The 22,385-nt window shown below is 72.9% G+C and carries 17 protein-coding genes; 11 read left to right on the top strand and 6 right to left on the bottom strand.

Going from position 1 to position 22,385, the window contains the following annotated elements; genetic code table 11:
- Window positions 1–116 precede the first annotated feature (116 nt).
- Window positions 117–617, top strand: a complete 501-nt coding sequence (locus tag AC156L_RS41615; protein WP_330874717.1) for an SsgA family sporulation/cell division regulator — start codon at window positions 117–119, stop codon at window positions 615–617.
- Between the two features lie 526 nt (window positions 618–1,143).
- Here the strand turns inward: AC156L_RS41615 and AC156L_RS41610 are convergent.
- Window positions 1,144–1,464 (bottom strand): winged helix-turn-helix transcriptional regulator, encoded by a 321-nt coding sequence (locus AC156L_RS41610; protein ID WP_330874716.1) that lies wholly within the window; start codon window positions 1,462–1,464, stop codon window positions 1,144–1,146.
- A gap of 166 nt (window positions 1,465–1,630) precedes the next feature.
- Here AC156L_RS41610 and AC156L_RS41605 point away from each other — a divergent pair, with 166 nt between their 5' ends.
- The gene (locus tag AC156L_RS41605) at window positions 1,631–2,287 is read left to right on the top strand and encodes an FMN-dependent NADH-azoreductase (protein ID WP_330874715.1); all 657 of its coding nucleotides are present in this window, start codon (window positions 1,631–1,633) and stop codon (window positions 2,285–2,287) included.
- A gap of 2 nt (window positions 2,288–2,289) precedes the next feature.
- On the opposite strand, the gene AC156L_RS41600 is transcribed toward AC156L_RS41605, so the two are convergent.
- A complete protein-coding gene (locus AC156L_RS41600; protein ID WP_330874714.1) occupies window positions 2,290–5,286 on the bottom strand; it encodes a GH92 family glycosyl hydrolase in 2,997 nt (998 codons plus the stop codon).
- 400 nt (window positions 5,287–5,686) lie between these two features.
- Here AC156L_RS41600 and AC156L_RS41595 point away from each other — a divergent pair, with 400 nt between their 5' ends.
- The 3 genes from AC156L_RS41595 (at window position 5,687) to AC156L_RS41585 (ending at window position 9,152) form a co-directional block, all read left to right on the top strand.
- On the top strand, window positions 5,687–6,319 hold the full coding sequence (locus AC156L_RS41595) for a MarR family winged helix-turn-helix transcriptional regulator (RefSeq protein WP_330874713.1): 633 nt from the start codon (window positions 5,687–5,689) through the stop codon (window positions 6,317–6,319).
- An 81-nt stretch (window positions 6,320–6,400) separates the two neighbouring features.
- Entirely contained in the window at window positions 6,401–6,958 is a 558-nt protein-coding gene (locus AC156L_RS41590; protein ID WP_330874712.1) for a hypothetical protein, read from the top strand.
- A 106-nt stretch (window positions 6,959–7,064) separates the two neighbouring features.
- A complete protein-coding gene (locus AC156L_RS41585) occupies window positions 7,065–9,152 on the top strand; it encodes an ATP-binding protein (RefSeq protein WP_330874711.1) in 2,088 nt (695 codons plus the stop codon).
- A gap of 187 nt (window positions 9,153–9,339) precedes the next feature.
- Here the strand turns inward: AC156L_RS41585 and AC156L_RS41580 are convergent, their stop codons facing one another.
- Window positions 9,340–11,583 (bottom strand): ATP-binding protein, encoded by a 2,244-nt coding sequence (locus AC156L_RS41580; RefSeq protein ID WP_330874710.1) that lies wholly within the window; start codon window positions 11,581–11,583, stop codon window positions 9,340–9,342.
- Between the two features lie 297 nt (window positions 11,584–11,880).
- On the opposite strand from AC156L_RS41580, the gene AC156L_RS41575 reads away from it, so the two are divergent.
- Window positions 11,881–13,974 (top strand): TIR domain-containing protein, encoded by a 2,094-nt coding sequence (locus AC156L_RS41575; protein ID WP_330874709.1) that lies wholly within the window; start codon window positions 11,881–11,883, stop codon window positions 13,972–13,974.
- Here the strand turns inward: AC156L_RS41575 and AC156L_RS41570 are convergent.
- Window positions 13,950–14,354 (bottom strand): VOC family protein, encoded by a 405-nt coding sequence (locus AC156L_RS41570; protein WP_330874708.1) that lies wholly within the window; start codon window positions 14,352–14,354, stop codon window positions 13,950–13,952. The genes AC156L_RS41575 and AC156L_RS41570 overlap by 25 nt on opposite strands.
- Window positions 14,355–14,443: 89 nt before the next feature.
- Here AC156L_RS41570 and AC156L_RS41565 point away from each other — a divergent pair, with 89 nt between their 5' ends.
- Window positions 14,444–15,385 carry a helix-turn-helix transcriptional regulator gene (locus AC156L_RS41565; protein ID WP_330874707.1) on the top strand — a complete coding sequence of 314 codons (942 nt, stop codon included), beginning with the start codon at window positions 14,444–14,446 and terminating at the stop codon, window positions 15,383–15,385.
- A gap of 100 nt (window positions 15,386–15,485) precedes the next feature.
- Here the strand turns inward: AC156L_RS41565 and AC156L_RS41560 are convergent, their stop codons facing one another.
- Together AC156L_RS41560 and AC156L_RS41555 are read right to left on the bottom strand one after the other, a co-directional pair.
- A complete protein-coding gene (locus AC156L_RS41560; RefSeq protein WP_484407829.1) occupies window positions 15,486–15,665 on the bottom strand; it encodes a hypothetical protein in 180 nt (59 codons plus the stop codon).
- 85 nt (window positions 15,666–15,750) lie between these two features.
- Window positions 15,751–16,536 (bottom strand): AfsR/SARP family transcriptional regulator, encoded by a 786-nt coding sequence (locus tag AC156L_RS41555; protein WP_330874705.1) that lies wholly within the window; start codon window positions 16,534–16,536, stop codon window positions 15,751–15,753.
- A 237-nt stretch (window positions 16,537–16,773) separates the two neighbouring features.
- Here AC156L_RS41555 and AC156L_RS41550 point away from each other — a divergent pair, with 237 nt between their 5' ends.
- The 4 genes from AC156L_RS41550 to AC156L_RS41535 are packed head-to-tail and all read left to right on the top strand — an operon-like array spanning window position 16,774 to window position 22,297.
- Complete coding sequence (locus AC156L_RS41550) at window positions 16,774–16,935, top strand: hypothetical protein (RefSeq protein WP_330874704.1); 162 nt, start codon at window positions 16,774–16,776, stop codon at window positions 16,933–16,935.
- Between the two features lie 17 nt (window positions 16,936–16,952).
- The gene (locus AC156L_RS41545) at window positions 16,953–19,193 is read left to right on the top strand and encodes a TOMM precursor leader peptide-binding protein (protein ID WP_330874703.1); all 2,241 of its coding nucleotides are present in this window, start codon (window positions 16,953–16,955) and stop codon (window positions 19,191–19,193) included.
- A gap of 44 nt (window positions 19,194–19,237) precedes the next feature.
- Complete coding sequence (locus AC156L_RS41540) at window positions 19,238–19,906, top strand: hypothetical protein (protein ID WP_330874702.1); 669 nt, start codon at window positions 19,238–19,240, stop codon at window positions 19,904–19,906.
- 48 nt (window positions 19,907–19,954) lie between these two features.
- On the top strand, window positions 19,955–22,297 hold the full coding sequence (locus AC156L_RS41535; RefSeq protein ID WP_484407828.1) for a sensor histidine kinase: 2,343 nt from the start codon (window positions 19,955–19,957) through the stop codon (window positions 22,295–22,297).
- Window positions 22,298–22,385: the final 88 nt, after the last annotated feature.

Below are 22,385 nucleotides of genomic sequence, written 5' to 3'. Positions count from 1 at the left end.
CCCTGGGCACCCCAGATTTGTGTCGCATTTAGATCACGACACGCACCCTGGACGAGCTACGCGCGTCTTCTGGGTAGAGAACAGCTCGCTGCTCCTCGCCCGGAAGGACGGATCCCATGATCGACGACCCTCACGCGTACCAGCACCGTGAAGGCGACGCTCACCAGTGGCTGTGCCGCTTCGGCATCGACGACCGCCACTGCGTCACCGGGACGACGACCAAGACGGCCATCACCGAGCGGGGTGGGGAGGGGCGGTCCAGGTCGGGGTCGCTCGCGTCGCTGAGCTGGAACACGACCGACCCGTACGCGATCACGCTGCTCGTGCACGACGACGAGACCGGCGAGGCGTCCGAGTGGGTCTTCGCCCGTGAGCTGCTGGTCGACGGCGGCGGCATCGGCGACGTGCGGGTCCGGCACGGGCTGGTGACGTCGCTGGAACTGGACTCCGCGGCCGGTGACCTGACGCTGCGGCTGTCCGTGACGTGGGTGGAGCAGTTCCTCCGGTACACGCAGGAGGTCATGCCGCTGGGCCAGGAGCCGAGCCTGGTGGACGTCGGCGAGCTGGAGTGGACGACCGAACTGGAGTGGCTCGTGGACGGCCGCGCCGACATCTAGGACCCGCCTTCCCCCGCACCACCCCGACCTACCGGACCGCACGGCCGGCGATCACCTCTTCGAGTGATCCCCACCCGACTTCGGGCCCTCAAAACTGTCAGCCCTCTCCTCTAGCGTGTGAGTCGGGGGGCCTTCCACACCGGGCGACGCCCGCTTCGCGCTGCTCGAACGGCCGCGAGCCGGGGCCACCTCCGCCCGATCACCGCAGCGCGAACGACGGCCCGCTCGAACGGCACCAGGCCGAACAGCCGCCTGCCCGAGCGCAGACCCAGGCGACCCCACCGCCGGAACGACCACCTGCCGGAACAACCGCAGCCCCGGGCGACCCGGCCGCCGAACGACCGCCTGCCGGAACAACCGCAGACCCAGGCGACCCCGCCGCCGCATCACCCACCGCCGGATCACCCGCTGCCGGAGCGACCGCGACTTGAGCGACCGCCAGCCGAACAACCGCAGGCCCGAGCGACCGCGGGCGAACAACCGCCGATCCGGACAGCCGCCAGCCTGAGCGCCCGCGGCCCGAGAGCTAGCGACCGCCCAGGCAGTCCGACAGGTTGCCGTGCGCCCAGCGCGCGAGCTGGTCGAACACCGGGAGCAGGCGCTTGCCCTCCTCGGTGAGCGCGTAGGTCACCGACGGCGGCTTCGCCGTGGTCACCGAGCGCACGACCAGGTTGATCGACGCCAGTTCCGTGAGCCGGTCCGACAGCATCGAGTCGGTGATGCCGGTGACCGCCCTCTTCAGGTCGGCGAAGCCGACGGGGCCGAGCGCGCCGATCGTCGCGATGATCACGCCGTTCCACCGCTTGCCGAGGAAGCCGAACGCGCGCCGCAGCGACACATCGCACACTTGCAGGTCGTGAGCCTCTTGAACGGTGCTCGGCTCCGGTGGTGTCACGCACGCCATAGTACCCCGCCACTTGCGCTCCACCTGTGTGCTCGTATATTCATAGTGACTAGTGAAGCGCTAGCAGCTAGTGCATCACTACCCACTGGGAACCACTAGGAGTCACACCATGTCGCTCTTCCGCCTGGACGCGAGCATCCGCGTCGAGGGCTCGCACAGCCGAGAGATCGCCGACATCGTCGAGCAGGAGTGGAGGTCGGCCCACCCCGACGCCGCGGTGACCACCCGGCACATCGGCGTCGACCCGATCCCGGCCACCGCGTGGGCCACGGCCGTGACCGCGCCGTACACCCCCGAGGAGAACCGGACGCCCGAGCAGCGGCAGGCCGTCGCGCTGGCCACCGAGGCCACCGACCAGCTGGTCGACGCCGACGCGCTGCTGTTCGCCGTGCCGCTGTACAACTACGGCGTCTCGCAGCACTTCAAGACGTGGGCCGACCTGGTCGCCACCGATCCGCGGATGGGTCCGGGGGCCACGCCCGCGACGCAGGGCAAGCCCGCCGTGCTCGTGACGGTGCGCGGCGGCGGCTACGGGGCGGGCACGCCGCGCGAGGGCTGGGACCACGCCACCGGGTGGATGCGGCGCTTCCTCGCCGACGTGTGGCTGCTGGACCTGAAGGTGGTCGAGTCGGAGCTGACGCTGGCCGCCGTGACGCCCGCGATGGAGTCGCTGCGGGACCTGGCCGCCGAGATGCGGGTCGCGGCGGAGCACAACGCCCGCGAGCACGGTCGTGACCTCGCGGGCGCGGCGCTCCACCGCGTGTAGGACTAGGTCGCGCTCAGCGCCAGGACCTTGAGGTTCTGGTTGGGGGTGGTGGTGAAGGACGCGGCGGTGCGGGTCGGGTCCAGCGGGACGGCGACGTGCCAGATCCGGACCGTGCGGCCGTCGGCGGTGCCGTTGACGTTGTAGCGGGTGGTGGCGGTGATCGCCGTGTCCTCGCCGAACTTCGGCCCCGCCGCCGACGCCCAGTCGGTGACGGCCAGCGTCGCGGTGGACGTCGAGCCGTCGGTGTAGGTGACGGTGACGTCCACCCGCTGGTCGCCGTTGACCGCCGTCGTGAGCAGGTCGAGCGTCGTGTAGGCCTTCGGCGTCAGGTACGTGCGCTGGCCCCTCGCGGTGAGGACGTTGCGGGCGGTGCCCGTGGTGGTGGGGATCAGGTAGTCGACGCCCGTCACGGTGCGCGGCCCCGCCGCGGGGAGCTGTTCGGCGGGGAAGCTCCAGCCCTTGCCGTCGAGGTTGCCCTGCTGCTTGGCGTCCGCGGTGGCCACGCCGTCCACATCGGACTGGACGCGGAGGTCGTGGGCGCACTGGGAGCCGGACGGGGTGCAGGGCTCCGGGAGGTTGGGGACCGGGGCCGCCGCCGCGGGGACGTGGTCGACGGGGAGGTCGGTGGTGCCCCAGCCGGTGTTCGGGGTCGGACCGACGTCGACGGTCAGGTCACCGCCCCTGGCGACCACGCTCTCCGGGAGCCACGACCTCGTGTGGGCCTTGCCGTTCAGCGTGGCGCCCTGGACGTAGACGTTGTCCGGGGAGGCGTTCGGGGTGGTGATCCTGATGGTCTTGCCACCGCGGTTGATCCACGCCTTGGGGAAGGTCGGGCTGGACAGGAGGAGTTCGGCGCGGCTCGGGGTCTGCGGGTAGACGCCGAGCGCGGCGAAGACGTACCAGGCGGACATGGTGCCGAGGTCGTCGTTGCCCGGCAGTCCCCCCGGACCGGTCTGGTAGACGAGGCTCGCCATCGCCCGCACGGTCTGCTGCGTCTTCCACGGCTGGGCGAGGGCGTTGTAGAGCCACGGGGTGTGGATGCCCGGCTCGTTCGTCGGGTCGTAGCGGAGGCCGTCGCCGCCGGTGGCCCAGGAACCGTCGGGCCGGTGGAAGAAGTCGTCCAGCCGGGCCGCCGCCCGCGCCCTGCCGCCCATGGCGTTCGCGAGGCCGGAGACGTCGTGCTGGACCATCCACGTGTAGGTGGCGCTGCTGCCCTGGGCGAAACCGGTGTCCGAGGAGGGGGTGAACGGCCAGACCCACGTGCCGTCGGCGTTCTTCGCCTGCTGGTAGCCGGTTCCGGCGGCCGACGGGTTGAAGGTGTTGCGCCACCAGCTCGCGCGCGGGAGGAGCCGGGTGCGGATGTCGGACCGGCCGAGGCGCGCCGCCCAGTCGGCCAGGGCGAAGTCGGCGGTGGAGTCCTCCAGGGTTTCGGCCGCGCCGCCCCAGCAGTGGCAGGTGTCCTGGGGGGCGTAGCCGAGGCGCTGGTACTCGGCGAGGTTGGGGCGCTGGCCCTCGCACTGGCCGGGGCAGCCCTTGTCGGACAGGCCGTCGGGGTGCGGGGTGGTCGCCTGTCGGGCGAGCGAGGCCAGCGCTTCGTCCGCGTCGAAGTCCTTGGCGCCCATGGCGTACATGCCCGCGAGGGCCGGGGCGGAGGGGTCTCCGGTCATGACGTGGGTGGGGCCGTTGACGTGGACCCAGCGGTCCCAGACGCCGCCGTTCTGCTCGGCGAGGTTGAGCAGGGACTGGGCGTAGTCGCTCGCCACCTCCGGTTCCAGGAGGGCGAGGAGCTGGGTGTGGGCCCGGTACTGGTCCCAGCCGGAGAAGTTGCCGTACTGGTCGTCCTGGCCGCGTTCGAGCCGGTGGACCTGCTGGTCGCTGCCGAGGTACGTGCCGTCCACGTCGCTGGCGACGTTGGGTTGCAGGAAGGCGTGGTAGACGGCGGTGTAGAAGGTGGTGAGCTGGTCCTGGGTGCCGCCCGCGACCTCGACGTCCTTGAGCTTGGCCTCCCACGCCCTGGTTGACTCGCGGGCGATGGTGTCGACGGTGTCCCCCGGCTTGATCTCCTCGGCCAGGTTGCGCCTCGCCGCCTGTCGGCTGGTGTAGGAGATGCCGACCTCGACCTGGACGTCGCTGTCGGTGGACGGGTCGAACGTGACGTAGCCGCCGGAGCCCCGGCCCGCTCGCGCGGCGCCCGTCTCGTAGCCCTCGCCGCCGTGGGTGGTGGTCGAGCCGGGGGTCAGGGTGTCGTCGCGCCAGGTGCCCGTCGAGGCGAACGGGCGGTCGAACCGAGCGGTGAAGTAGAGGCGGTAGTAGGTCTTCTTGTTGTTGCCGCCGCCGTTGGCCCGCCTGCCGCAGAACGCCCCGGTGAGCACGGAGCCCTCCACCGAGTTGGTCCGCGGGTCGATGGTGATGTCCGCGTCCTCGCTGCCGTTGAGCGAGTTGGAGACGCGGAACAGCAGCGCCGCCTTCTTGTCCTCGGGGAACGAGAACGTGCCGACGCCCGCCCTGGTGGTCGTGGAGAGGTCGACCGCGGCACCGGACTCCAGGGCCACCCGGTAACGGCCGGGCGTGGCCTTCTCGTCCTCGTGGCGGAAGTCGTCGGCGTAGACCTCGTCCCCGGTGTCCGCCGTCGGGGAGGTCGTGATGTCGCCGGTGAACGGCATGATGGGGACGTCGCCCGCGGCGCCGGGGTGGCAGCCCGCGCCGTTGACGTGGGTGAGGCTGAAGCCCCTGACCCTGGTGGCGTCGTAGGCGTACCCGTTGGCCGCGCCGGTGTTGGTCTGGTCGCCCCTGGTGCTGGTGGGGCTCCAGGAGATCATCCCGAAGGGACGGACCGCGCCGGGGTAGGTGTTGCCGCCGTTGGCGCTGCCGATGAGGGGGTCCACGTAGCGGGTGAGGTCCTTGGCGGGTTTGAGGTCGCCCGCCGGGTGGGCGGACGTCGGGGTCGCCGCCGCGCTCAGGACCAGGAGGGCTGCGAGGCTGAGCGGGAGGACGCGCATGGGGATCCCTTCGTGCGGCGGTGGCGGCTCGACAGTAGGGTCCGCGCCTCGGCTCGCACAGGGACGTCGCGGTGAACTTCGGATTCTGTCCGGTGGACAGGCCCCCGGATCGGGCGAGGTCCGGAACTCGCCTGCTCGGACCGTTTTCGCGAGCGTCGATCACGCCCTGCGGGCGCACGGGACGCCGAGGGGCGGAGGTGCCGCGGAAAACCGTGGTGAAATCGATTGCGCGATCATCAGGTACCCACGGGGCGACGACGACCGCTCCCCGCCGCCTGCTCCTCAGTGGACGAGGACCACCCGTTCGCACCCAAGATCACCCGGTCCGTCCGCCCGAGCCCGGCCGCCGTGTCCTAACCTGGGCACGCGACGTCACGCAACGCCATTGGGGGATGGTCTCGTGAACGAAATCCTGTGCGGGGCGTGCCGGGTCCCGCTGCTCGACCAGGAGTCCGGCAGGCCGTCGCGGTACTGCTCGGCCGCGTGCAGGCAGCGCGCCTACCGCGCCCGCTCCAGGTCGGCGCGGAGGCACCCGGCGGGCCCCGACGCGAACGGGCCGGACGTCCCGCACCTCACGTCGCTGGAACTGCTGGCGTGGCGCGGAATGCTGGAGGTGCAGACCCGCATCGTCCGCAGGCTGGACGCGGACCTCCAGAGGCGGGCCGACCTGACCACCACGGAGTTCGACGTCCTGTACCGGCTGTGGACCGCGCCCGACCGCAGGTTGCGGATGAACCAGCTCTCCGGTGTGGTGACCCCCAGCGGCGTCACCAGGATGGTGACCCGCCTGGAGGAACGAGGCCTCGTGGAGCGCACCAGCGTGCCCGGCCGCCAGGCCGTGGACGCCGCGCTGACCGCCGAGGGCGAGCAGCACCTGGTGCGGGCCATGGACATCCTGTTCCGCGACATCCGGCGGGAGTTCATCGACCACCTCTCCTCCCCGGACGTCAGCCGCCTGGCCGCGCTGTGGACCCGCCTCGGCCCGTCCGCCGGATCAACGACAGAACAAGGACAGAAGCCGGACAAGCGCTGACCACCCGGTTCCACGGACCGAAGCGCCGGACGACCCGCTGTAGCTTGGTCGCGTCACCACCGCGAGCGGGAGGAGCCTGCGATGGTTTCGGCGGACGGCGCGCATCAGGGGTCCCCGACCCGCGCGGAGGGCGTGCCCGCGCTGGCGGTGCACCTCCTCCCGGTGGGCGAGCACGGGCGGCTGCCCGTCCGGCGGCTCGAACCGCTGTCCGGGGAACTCGCCTCCCACGGCCTCGCCCACGGTCTGTTCGACGACGCTGAACCGCTGCGGGTCGACTCCACCGACGAGAGCGCGTCCGCCTTCCAGCGGTCGTCCGGCATCACCGTGCGGCGCGACGGCGCGCGCTCGGCCTGGACGGCGCTGCCCGGCGGCGGGGGCAGCGCGCTGGTCGAGGACGTGGTGCCGCGGCTGGAGAACCTGATGACCGCGCTGCTCGCGCTCGACCTGCCGGTGCCGGACCACGTCGCCCCCTCGGTCGGTCTCGAAGCGCTCGACCACGTGCGCGCGGACGCCGCGCGGTCCGCGACCGTCACCGCGGGGGAGACCTTCAGCGTCACCCGGCTCCGCGCCGCGGTCCACGACGTCACCGCGGAACTCGGCGCCCGCCTCGTCTCCGCCGTGCGCCGCGAAGTCCGGTGAGCGACCGCGACGCGCCTCGGGTCTTCACCTCCCGCTCCCACGCCGACCCCGGTGTCGTGACCGCGGCCCGCCGAGTGTTCCCTTGACGCCGGACGAAGGGGAACCGATGACGAGCAACTCCATGTCCGGTGTCTCGGGCAACCTGGTGCAGGCGGGCGCGATCGCGGGCGGAGTGCACTTCCACGCGCCCTCCGAGGTCACGCGGACGCCCAGGCAGTTGCCCGCTCCACCGCGAGGGTTCGGCGGCCGTGACGCGCTGCTGGCGGCCGTGGACCGGGCGGTGTTCGACGCGCCCGCGGGGACCGTGCCGGTGGTGGTGCTGACCGGCATGGGCGGCGTGGGCAAGACCGCGCTGGCCGTGTCCTGGGCGCACCGGGCCGCCGACCGCTTCCCGGACGGGCAGTTCCACGTCGACCTGCACGGGTTCGGCGCGGAGCAGCCCTCCGACGCGGGCGAGGTGCTCGGCTCCTTCCTGCGGGCGCTGGGCGTGGAGCCGGAGAACCTGCCCGTGGGGACGGAGGAGCGGGCGGCGCTGTTCCGCTCGCGGCTGAGCGAACGGCGGGTGGTCGTCGTGCTGGACAACGCGCGGGACGAGGAGCAGGTGCGGCCGCTCGTGCCGGGTGCGGGGTCGTGCGTGCTGGTGACCAGCCGGGCGAACCTCACCGGGCTGGTGGTCGACCACGGCGCGGTGCCGCTGGCCGTGGACGTGCTGGCCGAGGCCGAGGCGCTGGACCTGCTGGCGACGCTGGTCGGCGACCGGGTGCGGGACGAGCCGGAGGCCGCGGCGGAGTGCGTGCGGCACTGCGCCGGCTTGCCGCTGGCGCTGCGGGTGGTCGCGGGCTACGCGAGCTACCAGCCGGACGTTCCGCTCGCCGACCTGGTGGCGGCGCTGGCCGACGAGCGGAGCAGGTTGGACGCGCTGGACAGCGGCGACCCCAGGACCGCCGTCCGGACGGTGTTCTCGTGGTCCTACCGGCGGCTGCCGCCGGACGCGGCGAGGCTGTTCCGCCTGCTGGGCCTCGTTCCCGGCGCGGACGTCGGCAGGGCAGCCGTGGCCGCGCTGGCGGACGTCCCGGTGCGCGGGGTGAACCGGCTGCTCGCCGTCCTGTTCCAGGCGCAGGTCGCCGTGGACGCGGGTCGCGGCCGGGTCGGCATGCACGACCTGCTGCGGGTCTACGCCGCCGAACTGGCCGAGGAGGGCGACCGGGAGGAACGGCGGACGGCGCTCGTGCGGCTGTTCGACCACCACCTGCACGGCGCGGCACAGGCGGACGTGCTGCTGTCACCGCGCCGCTTCCGCGTAGCGCTGGACGGGTCGTCGACGCCGGTCGAGGGGCTGGACAGCCGCGAGTCCGCGCTCGACTGGATGACGGCCGAGCACGAGGTGCTGGCGGCGCTGTTCCAGGTAGGCGGTCCGGAGTTGGACGCCCGCCGCTGGCAACTCGCCTACACGATGCGCGGCTACTTCTTCCTCACGAAGGACTGGGACACCTGGGTCCGCACGCACCGCACCGCACTGGCCGCCACCCAACGCCTGGGCGACCTCGCCGCGGAGGCGTCCACCCGCAACAACCTGGGTCTGGCCCTGCTGGAACGCGGCGACCCCGAGGCGGCGGGCCCGCACTACCTGCGGGCACAGGAGATCTTCGAGCAGGTGGGCGACCTGCGCGGCGCGGGCAACGCCATGGGCAACTACGCGTGGATCCTGCACGGCCGCGCAGACCACGAGGGCGCCCTGGAGTGGGCGACCCGCGCACTGGCCAACTACGAGCGCTGCGGCGCGCGGACGAACGCGGGGATCACGCTGCGCGGCATCGCGATCTTCGAGGCGGCACTGGGCAGGTTCCCCGAAGCCGTCAACCACCTGCACGACGCCATGGCCGTGTTCGAGGAACGCTCGTCACCACTGGACCAACTGATGGCCCACAACAGCCTGGGCGAAGTGCACTGCCAGGCAGGCAACCCGACAGCGGCAGCGGCAGCCCACCACAACGCCCTGGCACGAGCGGTAGAGCAGGGCAGCCGGTTCGAACGGGCCAGAGCACACAGGGGCCTGGCCAGAGCAGCACAACAATCAGGCGACCACGACCAGGCGAAAACCGAACTGCGCACGGCAGCAGACCTGTTCACCGCGCTCAACGCCACAGCAGAGGCGGCAGAGGCAACCACAGCACTAGCGGCACTGGAGCAGTGAGAGGCACAGCGCTGACCGGGAGCACGCGACCCAACCCGGCACAGACCTCCCCCACCGCACCACCGCCCGACCACTTCACCCGCACCAACCCTCACCCAGCCGAGGCTGGGCTGGGCTGGCCGAGCCTGGGCTGGGTTGGGCTGGGCTGGCCTGGCCTGGCCTGGCCTGGACCAGGCCTCACCCCAGCTCACCCAATCCCCAACCGCGACAACGACTCCCGAACCCGTGCCTCCCCGATCATCACCGGGTTCACCGAGTCGTGCACCCCATCGGCCCGAGCCCACAGCGCCTCAGCCTCGGCATCCCGCCCGGCAGCCCGGTGCACGTTCCCCAACCCGATCAACGCCCGAGCGGTCTCGTACCGGCTGCCGCACCGCTCCCCCAGCTCCACGGCCTCCTCGTAACGAGCGACGGCGGCCCCGTGGTCACCGGCCTGGAAGTGGGCCCAGGCCTCGCAGTTGACCGACATCACCACGTCGAGGTGCAACGCCAGGGCCTCGAACTCGCACCGCGCCTGCCCCGCGTGAGCCACGGCGTCGTCGTACCGCGCCAACTCCGCCTCCACCAGCGCGACACCGCGCAGCGCGATGGCGGCGCTGCGGGGCTGGCCGCGCCGCCGGTAGGACTCCATCACCTCGCGGAGCCCGCGCAGCGCGGTCTGGTGGTCGTCGAGGTAGAGCGCGGCCCACGCCAGGTTGGAGAGGGCGTCGGTGGTGCCGTGCTCGTCGTCCAGCTCGCGGAAGAGTTCCAGCGCCTCCTCGAAGTAGCCGACCGCGACGTCCAGCTCCCCCCGGTCGACGTGGGCCACGCCGAGGTTGTCCAGCGTCATCGCGAGCGCCCTGGTGTCGCCCGCGGCCCGTGCTGAGGCAGCCGCTACGAGGTGGGTGTCGATCCACGGGTCCCAGAGCTTCGCGAGGAAGAAGAAGTCCCGCAGGATGTAGGCGAGCTGCCAGCACGCGTGGTGCAGTCCGCGCGCGGCGGCCAGGTGGCACAGGCCCACGAGGTTCGGCCACTCCTGGTCGATCCAGGTGAGCGCCGACTCGTGGTCGGTGAACTTCTCCGACACCTCCGGCAGCTCGTCCGGCGCGACCGGCGGCAGGTAGCGGTTCGGGGCGAGGAACTCGTCGCTCGACTCGGCGAGCAGCAGGTTGTGGTCGAGCATCCGCCGCACGGCCGCGGCCTGCTCGTGGGCGGGGATGTCGGGCAGCACCCGGTCGCGGGCGAACTCGCGCACGAGGTCGTGCACGGTCAGGCGGTCGGCGGTGTCGTGCACGACGAGGTGGGCGTCGCCGAGGTGGTCCACCAGGCTCCTGGTGTGCGCCAGCCCCTCGCCCGCGAGCGCGGCGGTGGTGCGGATCTCCACGTCCCGCCCTGGGTGCAGGGCCAGCAGCCCGAACAGCCTGCGCTGCTCGTCGGTCAACGCCTGGCAGGACAGGCTGAACGCCGCCGCGACGCTGCGTTCGCCGTCGTCCAGCACGGCGAGCCTGGACGTCTCGTCGTCCAGCCGGTGCTCGAAGTCCTCCACCGTCCACAGCGGACTGCCGCGGAACCGGGCCGCGGCGATGCGGATCGCGAGCGGCAGGCGTCCGCAGCGCTCGACGACGCGGCCCACGACGTCGTCCGCGGCCGATTTCGCCCGGTCCCCGCCGATGGCGCGGAACAGCACGACCGCCTCCGCGGCGGGCAGCACGTCCACGGGCAGGTGCACGGCGTCGTCCAGGGCGTTGAGCCTGTTGCGGCTGGTGATGACCACCCGGCACCGGGGTTCCGCGGGGAGCAGCGGGGCGACCTGCGCGGCGCTGCGGACGTTGTCGAACACCAGCAGGACGCGCTTGCCGCGCAGCCTGCTGCGGTAGAGGTTGGCGCGGGCGTCGACGTGCGGCGGGATCTGCTCGGCGGGGACGCCGAGCAGCCTGAGCAGCGGGTCGAGGGCGTCGTGCGCGGTGACCGTCGCCGTGCCGGGCGCGTGGCCGTGCAGGTCCAGGAACAGGCAACCGTCCGGGAAGGACTCCCGCGCGTCCCACGACGCCCGCAGGCCGAGCGCGGTCTTGCCCGCTCCCGCCATCCCGCTCAGCACGCACGCGACCTCGCCGTCCTCCGAGGCCACGAACCCGGCGATGCGCGCCAACTCCTCCGACCGCCCGGTGAAGTGCGGCGTCGTCGGCGGCAGACCGGTGATCGCGGTGACGACGTCCCCGGTCCCCTGCCGCTCCCGCCTCCCCCGCACCAGCGCGGTCAGCACGCCACCCGCCGTCAGCGCGTCGTCGCACGCCCTCGCGAACTCGTGGTTGCCGGTCGCCCTGCCCGTCTCGACCTTGCTGAGGTAACCCTTGCTGTAGTGGATGCGCGCGGCGAACGCCGACTGGGACAGCCCGGCCTCCTCGCGCAGCCGCCGCAGTTCCCCGCCGAACTCCCCAGGACGTTCTTCCATGGACGCATCGTGCCTTCCGCTCTCCCGACACCCCCAGCGTCGCCCGCGGCGGGGACCGGGAGAAGGGGTTTCCTGTTTCCGGCGCGGCAGGCAACCGACGCCCGCCCGGCCCACGTGCGGGACAGACCGTTCCACCGGGGTGGCCGGAAGCGAATTCCCAGCCCCGAAGTCCAGACTCCGACGCGATCCGCCAGGACAAAGAGCAGACAGTTCGTGGCCGATCAGCACCGCGCGAAAATACAATGACAGATGCAGGACATCCGAACGCCGATGCCCACGGAGAGTTATCCTTCAACGGTGGGCACGAAAGGATACGACGTATTCCTCTCCTACAGCGGCGAGGATCGACCCGCCGTGCGCGAACTCAGGAACGCGCTGGTAACGGTCGGTGTACGCACGTTCATGGACGAGCACGACATCCGTTTCTCGCACAGCATCTCCGAGGAAATCCAGCAAGCACTGCGCACCTCGAAAACGATGCTGGTCTACTACTCAGAGTCGTTTTCCGGCCGTTCCGCGTGCCAATTCGAACTCCACCACGCCTATCTGTCCGCGCTGCGCACGGGCGAGGTGGAGCAGCGAATCCTGGTGATCAACCCGGACAACCCGAAAACCCACCACCTCATGCCGCTGGAATTGGCCGCGCACCGCTACTTCACGAAGTGGGGCACGAGGTCGGAGCTGGCCGCGATCGTGTCGGAGGTCCGGACCAGGGCACGGGCCCTGCGCACGCCGTTCTCCGGCATCGACTTCAGCGAGCGCGCGGCCACCCGGCAGACCTCGCCCGGTGCCCCGACGGCCGCGTACGTGGGCCGCTACCGGGACCGGTGGGCGATCCACTCCGCCCTGCACCGCGGCGAGCACCCGCTCGTGCACGCCGTGACGGCCCCGCCGGTCGCCGCCCTCACGGGCATGAGCGGCATCGGGAAGACCGCCCTCGCCAAGGTGTACGTGCACGACTTCGGCTTCCTCTACCGGGGCGGCACGCACCGCATCACGCTCACCGGCGCGGGCGCCTCCCCCGACCGCGTGCGCGCGACGCACACCGCGCAACTGGTCGAGCTGGCCAGGACGCTCGGACAGGACCTGCCGGACAGGTCGCGCGCGAACGTGCTGGCGTGGTGGAACGCCCGCCTGGCCGCGGGTGGCGGGCCCGCGCTGTGGATCGTCGACGACGTCCCCCGCGGGGTGCCCGACCACGTGCTGGCGGAACTGGTGCCGCGCGTCGACGGCGTGCACACCCTGCTGATCGGCCAGCACGAGTTCCCGCCGAGCCTCGCGACGCGGGTCCGGCTGCGCGCGATGACGGCCGACGACGGCCACGAGCTGTTCACCCGCGACCGCTCGGCCACGGCCGCCGAGGCGCGGGCGATCGACGACCTGGTGGACGGGCTGGGCGGCCACCCGTTCACGATCCTGTTCGCCGCGGCCGCCGCGCGGGGGCGTGACGGCCCGTGGGAACTGGACGAGCGGGTCCGCCGCCTCACCACCGACGCCACCGTGCTGGACCGGGCGCTGCACGCGGTGCGCGACGCGATCGACCGGCTGGCGACGGCCGAACGGGCGGTGCTGGGGCTGTCGGCGGTCTGCGGCGAGGACCCGCTGCCCGCCACGCTCATCGGCGAGGTGCTGGCCGCGTTCGCCAGGACCGCGGAGGCGGGCGCCGTGCTCGCGAACCTCGACCGGACGATGCTGATCGACCTGGTCGAGGGGACCACCTCCTGGCAGGTCCACCAGCTCGTCCGCCAGGCGGCGCGGCTGTTCCTGCCCCCGAGCGACCTGAGCACCATCGCCGCCGTTGCCGCGCACGCGCTCCTCGCCGCGGCGGCCGGTCCCGTTCCCGCCGAGCACGCCGCCGCGCTGCTGGAGCACACCGCCGACTCGCCTGCGTACTCGACGGGGCTGAACCTGCTGGCGGCGCGGGACTACGACCGGCGGGGTGAACCGGCGCTGGCCGCGCGGTTCCACGAGAACCTGCACGCGCTGCACCCGGACGAGGTCGAGCACCTGCTGGCGGCGGCGCGGACCCGCCAGGCCGCGGGCCACCTCGCCCAGGCCCGCGCGCACCTGGACGCCCTGAGCGGTCGGACCACCCCGGAACGCGGGCTCCCCGCCGACGCCCTGCCGTCCGAAGAGGACTGGAACGCCGCCGGGGCCGCGCTGCTGGAACTGGTGGCGACCGCGCGGCTCCCCTCCGCCCCGCGGATCGCGGTGGCGCACGGGCACGCCCTGGTCCTGCTGGGCCGGGCGCTGACCGACAGGGGCGACCAGGAGGACGCCGGAGCGGTCTGCCTCCGCGTCCTGGCGAGCCGGGAGGTCGCACCCGACCCCCCGGAGACGCCGAACACCGGTGCCCGCGCCGACCGTCAGGCCGACAGGACGTCCAGGTAGTGCTCGTTGTACATCAGGCCGAGGACGTTGCCGAACGGGTCGACGACGGAGGCGGTGACGTAGCCGGGCCCGCGCTCGGTGGGCTTGTCGTGCGGCGTCGCTCCCAGCGAGACCAGCCGCTCGACGCTGCCCTCCAGTTCGTCGACGTGCCAGTAGACCAGCGCGCCCGAGGCCCGTTCCGTCCTGGCGTGCGGGGCGAACCCGGAGTCCAGGATGCCGAGCTCGTGCTGGTAGTCGCCGATGCGGAACTCGACGTACAGCGGGGTGCCCCGCTCCGGCCTGACGAAGTAGGGCTCGATGCCCAGGACCTCGGTGTACCAGGCGACCGCGGCCGGGACGTCGTCGGCGAAGAAGGTGACGGTGGTGAGACCTCGCAACACGGGTGGCTCCTTTCCTCCAGCGGATGACTCCTCCCATCGTCCGGTGTGAAGTGCTCAACCTCTGAGCACTTTGCGGGCACACTGGGGGTGTGCGCGCAGATCGCCTCGTGGCGACCCTCCTGCTGATGCAGTCACGCGGCCGGGTGACCGCCGCCCAGGTCGCCGCCGAGCTGGAGGTCTCCGTGGCCACCGCCCGCCGCGACCTCGAAGCGCTGTCCGCGGCGGGGGTCCCCGTGTACCCGCGACAGGGTCGTGGTGGTGGCTGGTCGCTCGTCGGCGGCGCCCGCACCGACCTCAGCGGCCTGTCCGCGCCGGAGGCCCAGGCGCTGTTCCTGCTCGTCGGCCCGGCCGCCGCCGTCTCCGGAGAGGCCAAGGCCGCGCTGCGCAAGCTCGTCCGGGCGCTCCCCCGTGGCTTCCGGGCCGCCGCCGAGGCCGCCGCGAGCGCCACGGTGATCGACTCGGCCGGGTGGGGCGACCAGGGCCGGGGCAGGCCGGCGGTGGTCGACGTGCTCCAGTCCGCCGTCGTGCGGCGGCGCAAGGTCCGCATCACCTACGCGAAGCACGCCCGCGACCGCTCCGAACGCCTGGTCGACCCGTGGGGTCTCGTCGACAAGGACGACGTCTGGTACCTGGTGGCGGGCACCGACGAGGGGCGGCGGACCTTCCGCGTCGACCGGATCGTGGAGACCGGGCCGACGGACGAGCCCGCCGAGCGCCCGGACGACTTCGTGCTCGCCGCGGCGTGGGAGGAGGTCGTCGGCGAGGTGGAGCGCAAGCGGTCCCGCACGGCGGCGGTCGTGCTCGCCCCCACCCGGCACCTCTCCGTGCTGCGCTCCCACTTCGGGCGGCACTGCCACGTGGAGGAGGACCTGGCCGACGGCCGGTCGCGCGTCCGCGTGGCCGCGCCGACACCGCTCGACATCGCCCGCGACCTCGCGGGCTGGGGCGCCGCGGTCGAGGTGCTGGAGCCCGCGTCCGTGCGGGCGGAACTGAGGCGGATCGGCACCGAGTTGGCGGAGCGGTACGCCTGACCACCCGCCGAGCGGGGCCGCGGCTCCCCCGCGTTCCACACGACGGGCGCCGGGGTTCGTCGTCACCCGCCGTTCGCCGGGCCGCGCGGGGGAGCCGCCGTCACACCCCCGGGCCGAGGACCCCGGCCGCCTCCACCTCGTGGGGGCACGGGGTGGTCCCCGACCCGCAACCGTGCGGGACGTGGTCCCGCACCGCCTTCCGCAGGTACCGCGCCACGACGGACGCGCCCCGGCCGTTCGCCACGCGGAGCAGCTCGACCCCCGCCGATCCCGTGGGCACCACCGCACCTCCTGCCGCCCCCGTGCGACGAGGATGACCGCGTGCGCTCCGGAGAGCCTCGACGACTCCTCGGCGACGGGCGGGCTCAGGCCATCATCTTCCGGGTCTCCCTCGGTACGGCGCGGTCCAGGCGGGCGTCCGACCTGAGGATGGCCCGCTGGAGCTCGCGCAGGGAGCCGGACGGTTCCACGCCCAGCTCGTCGACGAGCGCGCCGCGCAGCGCCTTGAAGGCGTCCAGCGCCTGCCACTGCCTGCCCGAGCGGAACAGCGCGATCATGTGCTGGGCGCACAGGTTCTCGTTCATCGGGTAGCGCGCGGTCAGCACGGCCAGCTCGCTGAGCAGGACGTGGTGCCTGCCGCAGCGCATGTCGGCGGCGATGCGGCTCTCCACGGCCGACAGCCTGCTCTCCTCCAGGCGGGTGACCTCGATGCTCAGGGACTCGCCGGTCGGCACGTCCACCAGCGCCGGGCCGCGCCACACGTCCAGCGCCGCGAGCAGGAGCCTGGCCGCCGACTCGAAGTCGCCAGCCTCCGCGGCGTGCCTGCCGGACCGGGCGAGGCGCTCGTACTCGTGCACGTCCACGCACTCCGGCGGGACGTCGAGCAGGTAGCCGCCGAACCTGGTGGCCAGCACGCCCGTCGCGTCGTCGCCGAGCAGCCTGCGCAGCTGCATCACGTAGGTCTGGAGCGTGGTGCGCGAACTGCGCGGCGGGCGTTCGCCCCACAGCTCCTCGACGAGGGTCGCGACCGGCACGACCTGGCCCGCCCGCAGCGCCAGCAGGGCGAACACCTGCCGCGGCTTGGCGGCCGTCGGAAGCACGGAACGACCGTTCGCCGTGGCCTCCAACGGGCCTAGAACCCTGATCCGCATCGCCGTGCCTCCTCGGTGGTCCGCTCCTCCTGGTGCCTGGACAGTCCACCGCGCGGACGCTCGAAAGCCCAGTGTCGCTAGCACGAGTCCGGCGTGAAGTCACCCCCTACCGGGCATGAGAACTTCACGTTCGCGCACGGTACGCCGTAACTACCGGCGGGTTCCCCCAGCCGGACACAATCCTGACCAGCGCTTTCCACTGTTTTGAAGGATGAAACACGATCCTGGGAGAAAGAGATGAACGCCACCACCCGCACCGCGGACGACCTCACCGACGACCTCGACCTCGTCATCCACGAGTTCGACCGCCCCGCGGGCGCCGCCCTCGACTTCCTCGGGTTCAGCGTCCACTGCCACGGCGGTCCCGTCACCGGTCTCCGACCGACGTCCGCGCTCTGAGGGAACGGGTCGGGAGCGTGCGCGGACACGAGCGGATCGGGTTCAAGCGCCACCTGCGGCCGGAGGTCGTCCACGGCGAGGCGGTCTACCTGTTCTCGGAGAGCGGGGTGACGGCCCTCCAGGGGTCCCAGGTCGAACTGCTGGCACCGCTGCTGGACGGGACGAGGGACCTCGCCGAACTGCTGCGGGACCTGCCCGCGGGGGTGGACGCCGACCAGGCGGGGCGGCTGCTGGACCGGCTCGGGGCCGCGGGGCTCGTCGGTCCGGTGCCCGAGGAGGACGCCGACGACACGGCGCTGGCCTACTGGGACGCCGCCGGGCTGGACGCCTCGGCCGCCGTGAGCGGCACCGGAGCCGCCCGCGTGCGGGTCGTCCCGGTCGGTGGGGCGCGGCGGGACGCGCTCGTCGGCGCGCTGGGCCGCGCCGGGCTGGACGTCGTGGCGGGCGAGGCCGACCTCGCGGTGGTGGCCTGCACCGACTACCTCGACCCCGGCCTGCTGGCCCTCGACGAGGAGCACCGCCGGACGGGCACGCCGTGGCTGCTGCTCAAGGCGACCGGCACGCGGGTGTGGGTCGGTCCGTTCTTCACGCCCGGCGAGGGCGCCTGCTGGCGGTGCCTCTCCGCGCGCCTGTCGGCCAACCGGCCCGCCGAGGCCCACGTGCAGGCGGTGCGCGGCAGGCTCGGCCCCGCGGCTCGTCCCGCCGTCGGCCTCCCGTCGGTGGCGGCGACGGCCACGGAGGTCGCCGCGCTGGAGACCACCAAGTGGCTCGCGGGCTACCGGCACGCCGGGCAGCGCGAGATCTGGTCGTACGACAGCCTCGACATGCGGGTCACCCACCACGAGGTGCGCCGGATCCCGCAGTGCCCCGGCTGCGGGGACCCCGACCTGGTCCGCGAGCGGGCGCGGACGCCGGTCCGGCTGGCCTCGCGGGTCAAGCGGTCCCGCGACGGCGGCGGCCACCGGTCGGCGTCGCCGCAGGAGGTGCTGGACCGCTACCGCCACCTGGTGAGCCCGCTGACCGGCGTCGTCAAGGAGATCCGCCGCGACGACCGCGGCCACGACTTCTTCCACTCCTACCGCTCCGGCACGAACGCCGCCGCGCGCGCGACCGGTCTCGACGGCCTGCGCTCGACGCTGCGCTGCGACAACGGCGGCAAGGGCGCGACGCCGTTGCAGGCCGAGGTGGGCGCGCTGTGCGAGGCGCTCGAACGGCACAGCGGCACCTACCACGGCGACGAGGCCACGGTCCGCGGCAGCTACCGGCGCATCGGCGACGAGGCCGTGCACCCGGACGCCGTCCAGCTCTACGACGAGCGCCAGTTCGCGAACCGCGTGGCGCACAACGCGGCCCACTCGCCGTTCCAGCACGTGCCCGAGCCGTTCGACGAGCACGGGGTGCTGGACTGGACGCCGGTGTGGTCGGTGACGAACCGGTGCCACCGCCTGCTGCCGACGGGATCCCTGTACTACGGGGCTCCCGCGCCCGCGTCGATCACGGCGAACTCCAACGGCTGCGCGGCCGGGAGCAGCGTCGAGGACGCGGTGCTCCAGGGGCTGCTGGAGGTCGTGGAGCGCGACGCCGTGGCGCTGTGGTGGTACAACCGCACCCGGATGCCCTCGGTCGACCTGGACTCGATCGGCGACCCGTTCATCGACGAGCTGCGCGACGTGTACGCCGAGCTGGGCCGCGAGGTGTGGGTGCTGGACCTGACCGCGGACCTGGAGATCCCGGTGGTGGCCGCCGTGTCGCGGCGGATCGGCGGGCCGCGCGAGGACGTCATGTTCGGCTTCGGCGCCCACCTCGACCCGAGGGTGGCCGTCCGGCGCGCGCTGACCGAGCTGAACCAGGTGATGCCGTCGATCACGAGCCTGCGCGACGGCGACTGGCGGCGCATGGACGTGGACCTGCGGCACTGGCTGCGGAACTGCTCCACGGACAACCAGCCCTACCTGCTGCCGGACCCGTTCGCCCCCGCCCGGCGGATCGGGCAGTTCCGGTACGCGCCCGGCGAGGACCTCCTGCTGGACGTCGAATCGATCCGGACCCGCCTGGAGGAGCGCGGGCTGGAGCTGCTGGTGCTCGACCAGACCCGCCCCGACGTGGGACTCCCCGTGGTGAAGGTGATCGTCCCCGGCATGCGGCACTTCTGGTCCAGGCTGGCTCCAGGGCGGCTGTACAGCGTCCCGGTATGCCTGGGGCGGGTCGACAGACCCGCCGCGTTCGACGAACTCAACCCGGTCCCGATGTTCCTATGACCGGTATCGGTCTGGCGCGGCCTGGGCAGAGTTGGAGTAGCGCAGTGACCTCATACTTCCCCTCCGGGCGCCCCCTGTTCTCGCTCCTGGAGGACACGTCCGTCAGTGCCGACGGGCACGGGCTGACCGTGCACGGGCGCTGGGGTGACATCGACGTGTCCGACGACAGCCCACTGGTGCGGGAGGCGCTGAACCGGATGAGCCTGGGGCCGGTGTCGCTGGAGAACATCCCGGTCCTGTTCGCCGAGTTCGACCGGTGGCGGACCGGGGGCTGCGCGGGCACGGAGTGGTCCCGGCTGAAGCTGACGCTGGACGAGCTGGGCGGCGTGGTGGTGCCGTCGCTCGGCCTGCACGACGGGGCGGGCCCGATCCTGTCGCTGGTGGCGGTGGTGAGCGACGCGGTGTTCCCGTGGCCGCGGATCGAGGAGGACGACCCGATCGAGGTCGCGCGGGAAGCGCGGATCGAGGACGTGGACGGCGACCAGGTGCTCGTGTGCCCCGGACCGCCCTACGTCGTCGTGCTGCACCGCCCGCCCGCACCGGGGATCGCGAAGCAGCTGCTCGACGGACGGACGACCGTCACCGAGGTGGCGGGCCGCCTCCAGGTGGACCGGAGCACCGTCGCCGACGTCGTGGCGTACCTGGCGAGCGCCGGGTTCATCCTCAGCGTCGACCCCGGCAAGTCCGGCAGAACACCGTCCAGGCACCATTAGCATGAGGCTCGGACGGCGATGTCCCCAACTCTTGGCATGGGAGAAGTCGTGGCAGAACGCCTTGACGCCGTGATGTCGCGGTCCAGCGGCAGCGAGGGCGGGGCGGCCGGGCTCGCCCCGCGTCTCGCGCTCCTCGTCGTCACGGTGGTGTTCGCGGGCTTCGTCGTGAACGCCTTCCAGTACGTCATCGCCGAGTCGACGAGCTTCGGCCACGTCGCGCCCGCGGCCGTGTGCCTGGCCGTGATGATGGTGCTCCAGCTGGGTTTCTTCAGCAATCCGGCGGCGGACGTGCGCGGCGGGCGGGGGCTCGCGGCGCTGTCCGCGCAGGCGCTCGTCGTGCTCGGCCCCATCTCCCTCTACGGCGAGGGCTGGACGGGGATGCAGGGCTTCCTGGCCGGTGACGCGCTGCTCGTGCTGCGCCCGACCGCGGGCTGGCTGGTGTTCGGCACCGTCGCGGTCGCCAACGGCATCGTCCAGTACGGGATCACCGGGGTCCCGCTGGAGACCTTCTACATCGCGAACCTGACCGCGGTGGTCGGCCTCGTGGTGTACGGCCTGTCCCGGCTGAGGACGCTGGTCGCGGAGCTGGACGACGCCCGGTCCGAGCTGGCGGGCCTCGCCGTGGCCCGCGAGCGCCTGCGCTTCGCGCGCGACCTGCACGACCTGCTCGGCTTCTCGCTGTCGGCCATCACGCTGAAGACCGAGCTGGCACACCGGCTGGTGCCCCGGCTGCCCGACCGCGCGCGCCGGGAGCTGTCCGAGGTCCTGGACGTCTCCCGCCAGGCGCTCGCCGACGTCCGCGCCGTGGCGTCCTCCTACCGCGAGCTGTCGCTGGACGACGAGCTGGCCTCCTCCCGGTCGGTGCTGACCGCGGCGGAGGTCGTCGTGACCGTGACGTGCGACCGGGGCGACCTGCCGACCCGGACCCGCACCGTGCTCGCCACCGTCCTGCGCGAGGGCGTCACGAACCTGCTCCGGCACAGCAAGGCCGAGCGGTGCGAGATCACCGTGCGGCGCGAGGGCGGCGCGGTCTCCATCGAGATCGTCAACGACGGCGTCCGCGAGACCGGGGGGACCGTCGACCGCGGCAGCGGCATCGACAACCTCACGTCCCGCGTCGAGGGCGTCGGCGGCACGCTGACCGCGGGCGCGGGCCCGGACGGGACCTACCGGCTGCACGCCACCGTCCCGCTGCGGCCCGACGACGAGGACGACGACGAGGACGCGCCCGCGCGGTCGCGGCGCGGGCGCCTCCACCAGGGCCGCGCGATGGCTCCCCGGCTCGGACTGGTGATCGCCGCCGCCGTCTTCTGCGGCTACGCCGTCAACGCGACGGTGTTCGTGATCGCCGCGCGGATGGGCCTGGGCGGCAAGCTGGTCGCCGAGGCGTGCGTGCTCGTGTCGCTGGGGCTGGTGCTGGGCTTCTTCAGCCGCCCGGCCTCGAACCTCCGCTCACCGCTGGGGTTCTCGCTGCTGGCCGTGCTGGCCGTCGCGACCTACCTGCCGATCGTGCTGTTCGACAACCCGTTCCTCGGCCTGCCCGGTCTGCTCGCGGGCAGCCTGCTGCTGGTGCTGCCCGCCGCGGTCGGCCTCCCGGCGTTCGGCCTCGTCACGGCGAGCACGGCGACCGCGCAGTACCTGCTGGGCGGCGACTCGATCAACGTCACGTACGGCGTGCTGGTGACGATCAACCACGGCCTGGTGGTCTTCGCGCTGTCCCGGCTGCGCACGATGGTCCAGGACCTGTACGAGGCGCGGTCCGAGCTGGCCGACCTCGCCGTGACCCGTGAACGCCTGCGCTTCGCGCGCGACCTGCACGACCTGCTCGGCTTCTCCCTGTCGGCCATCACGCTGAAGTCGGAGCTGACCCACCGGCTGCTGTCGAAGGACCCGTCGAGGGCGCAGCAGGAGCTGTCCGGGATCATCGACGTCTCCCGCCAGGCGCTCGCCGACGTCCGCGCCGTCGCCTCCTCCTACCGCGAGCTGTCGCTGGACGAGGAGATCGTGTCCGCGCGGGCGCTGCTGACGGCGGCGAACATCACCGTGACGCTGGAGCTGGAGCCGTGCGAGCTGACGCCGGACGTGCGGACCGCGCTCGCGACCGTGCTGCGCGAGGGCGTGACGAACCTGCTGCGGCACAGCAGGGCGGAGAACTGCGCGATCACCCTGTCCCGCACGGGCGACCGGCTCTCGCTGGAGATCGTGAACGACGGCCTCTCGCCCGCGGGCAGCCCGGCCAGGTCACGGGTCGTGGCCGCGGTGACCGGCGGCGGGTCGGGGATCCCGAACCTGACCGACCGCGTGTCCGACCTGGGCGGCACGCTGACGGCGGGCGTCACCGAGGACGACACCTACCGGCTCCAGGCCGAGGTCCCGCTCCCCCGCGCCTGATCGGTCCTCCGTGGACGGTGTCCCCTCGGGGTCCGGTGTGGACGGACAACGGGAAGCCCGCCGCGGCGGGCTTCCAGGAGGTGCGGGA

The sequence above is a fragment of the Umezawaea sp. genome (genome assembly GCF_057122925.1).
This window is presented reverse-complemented; position numbering and strand designations above follow the sequence as displayed.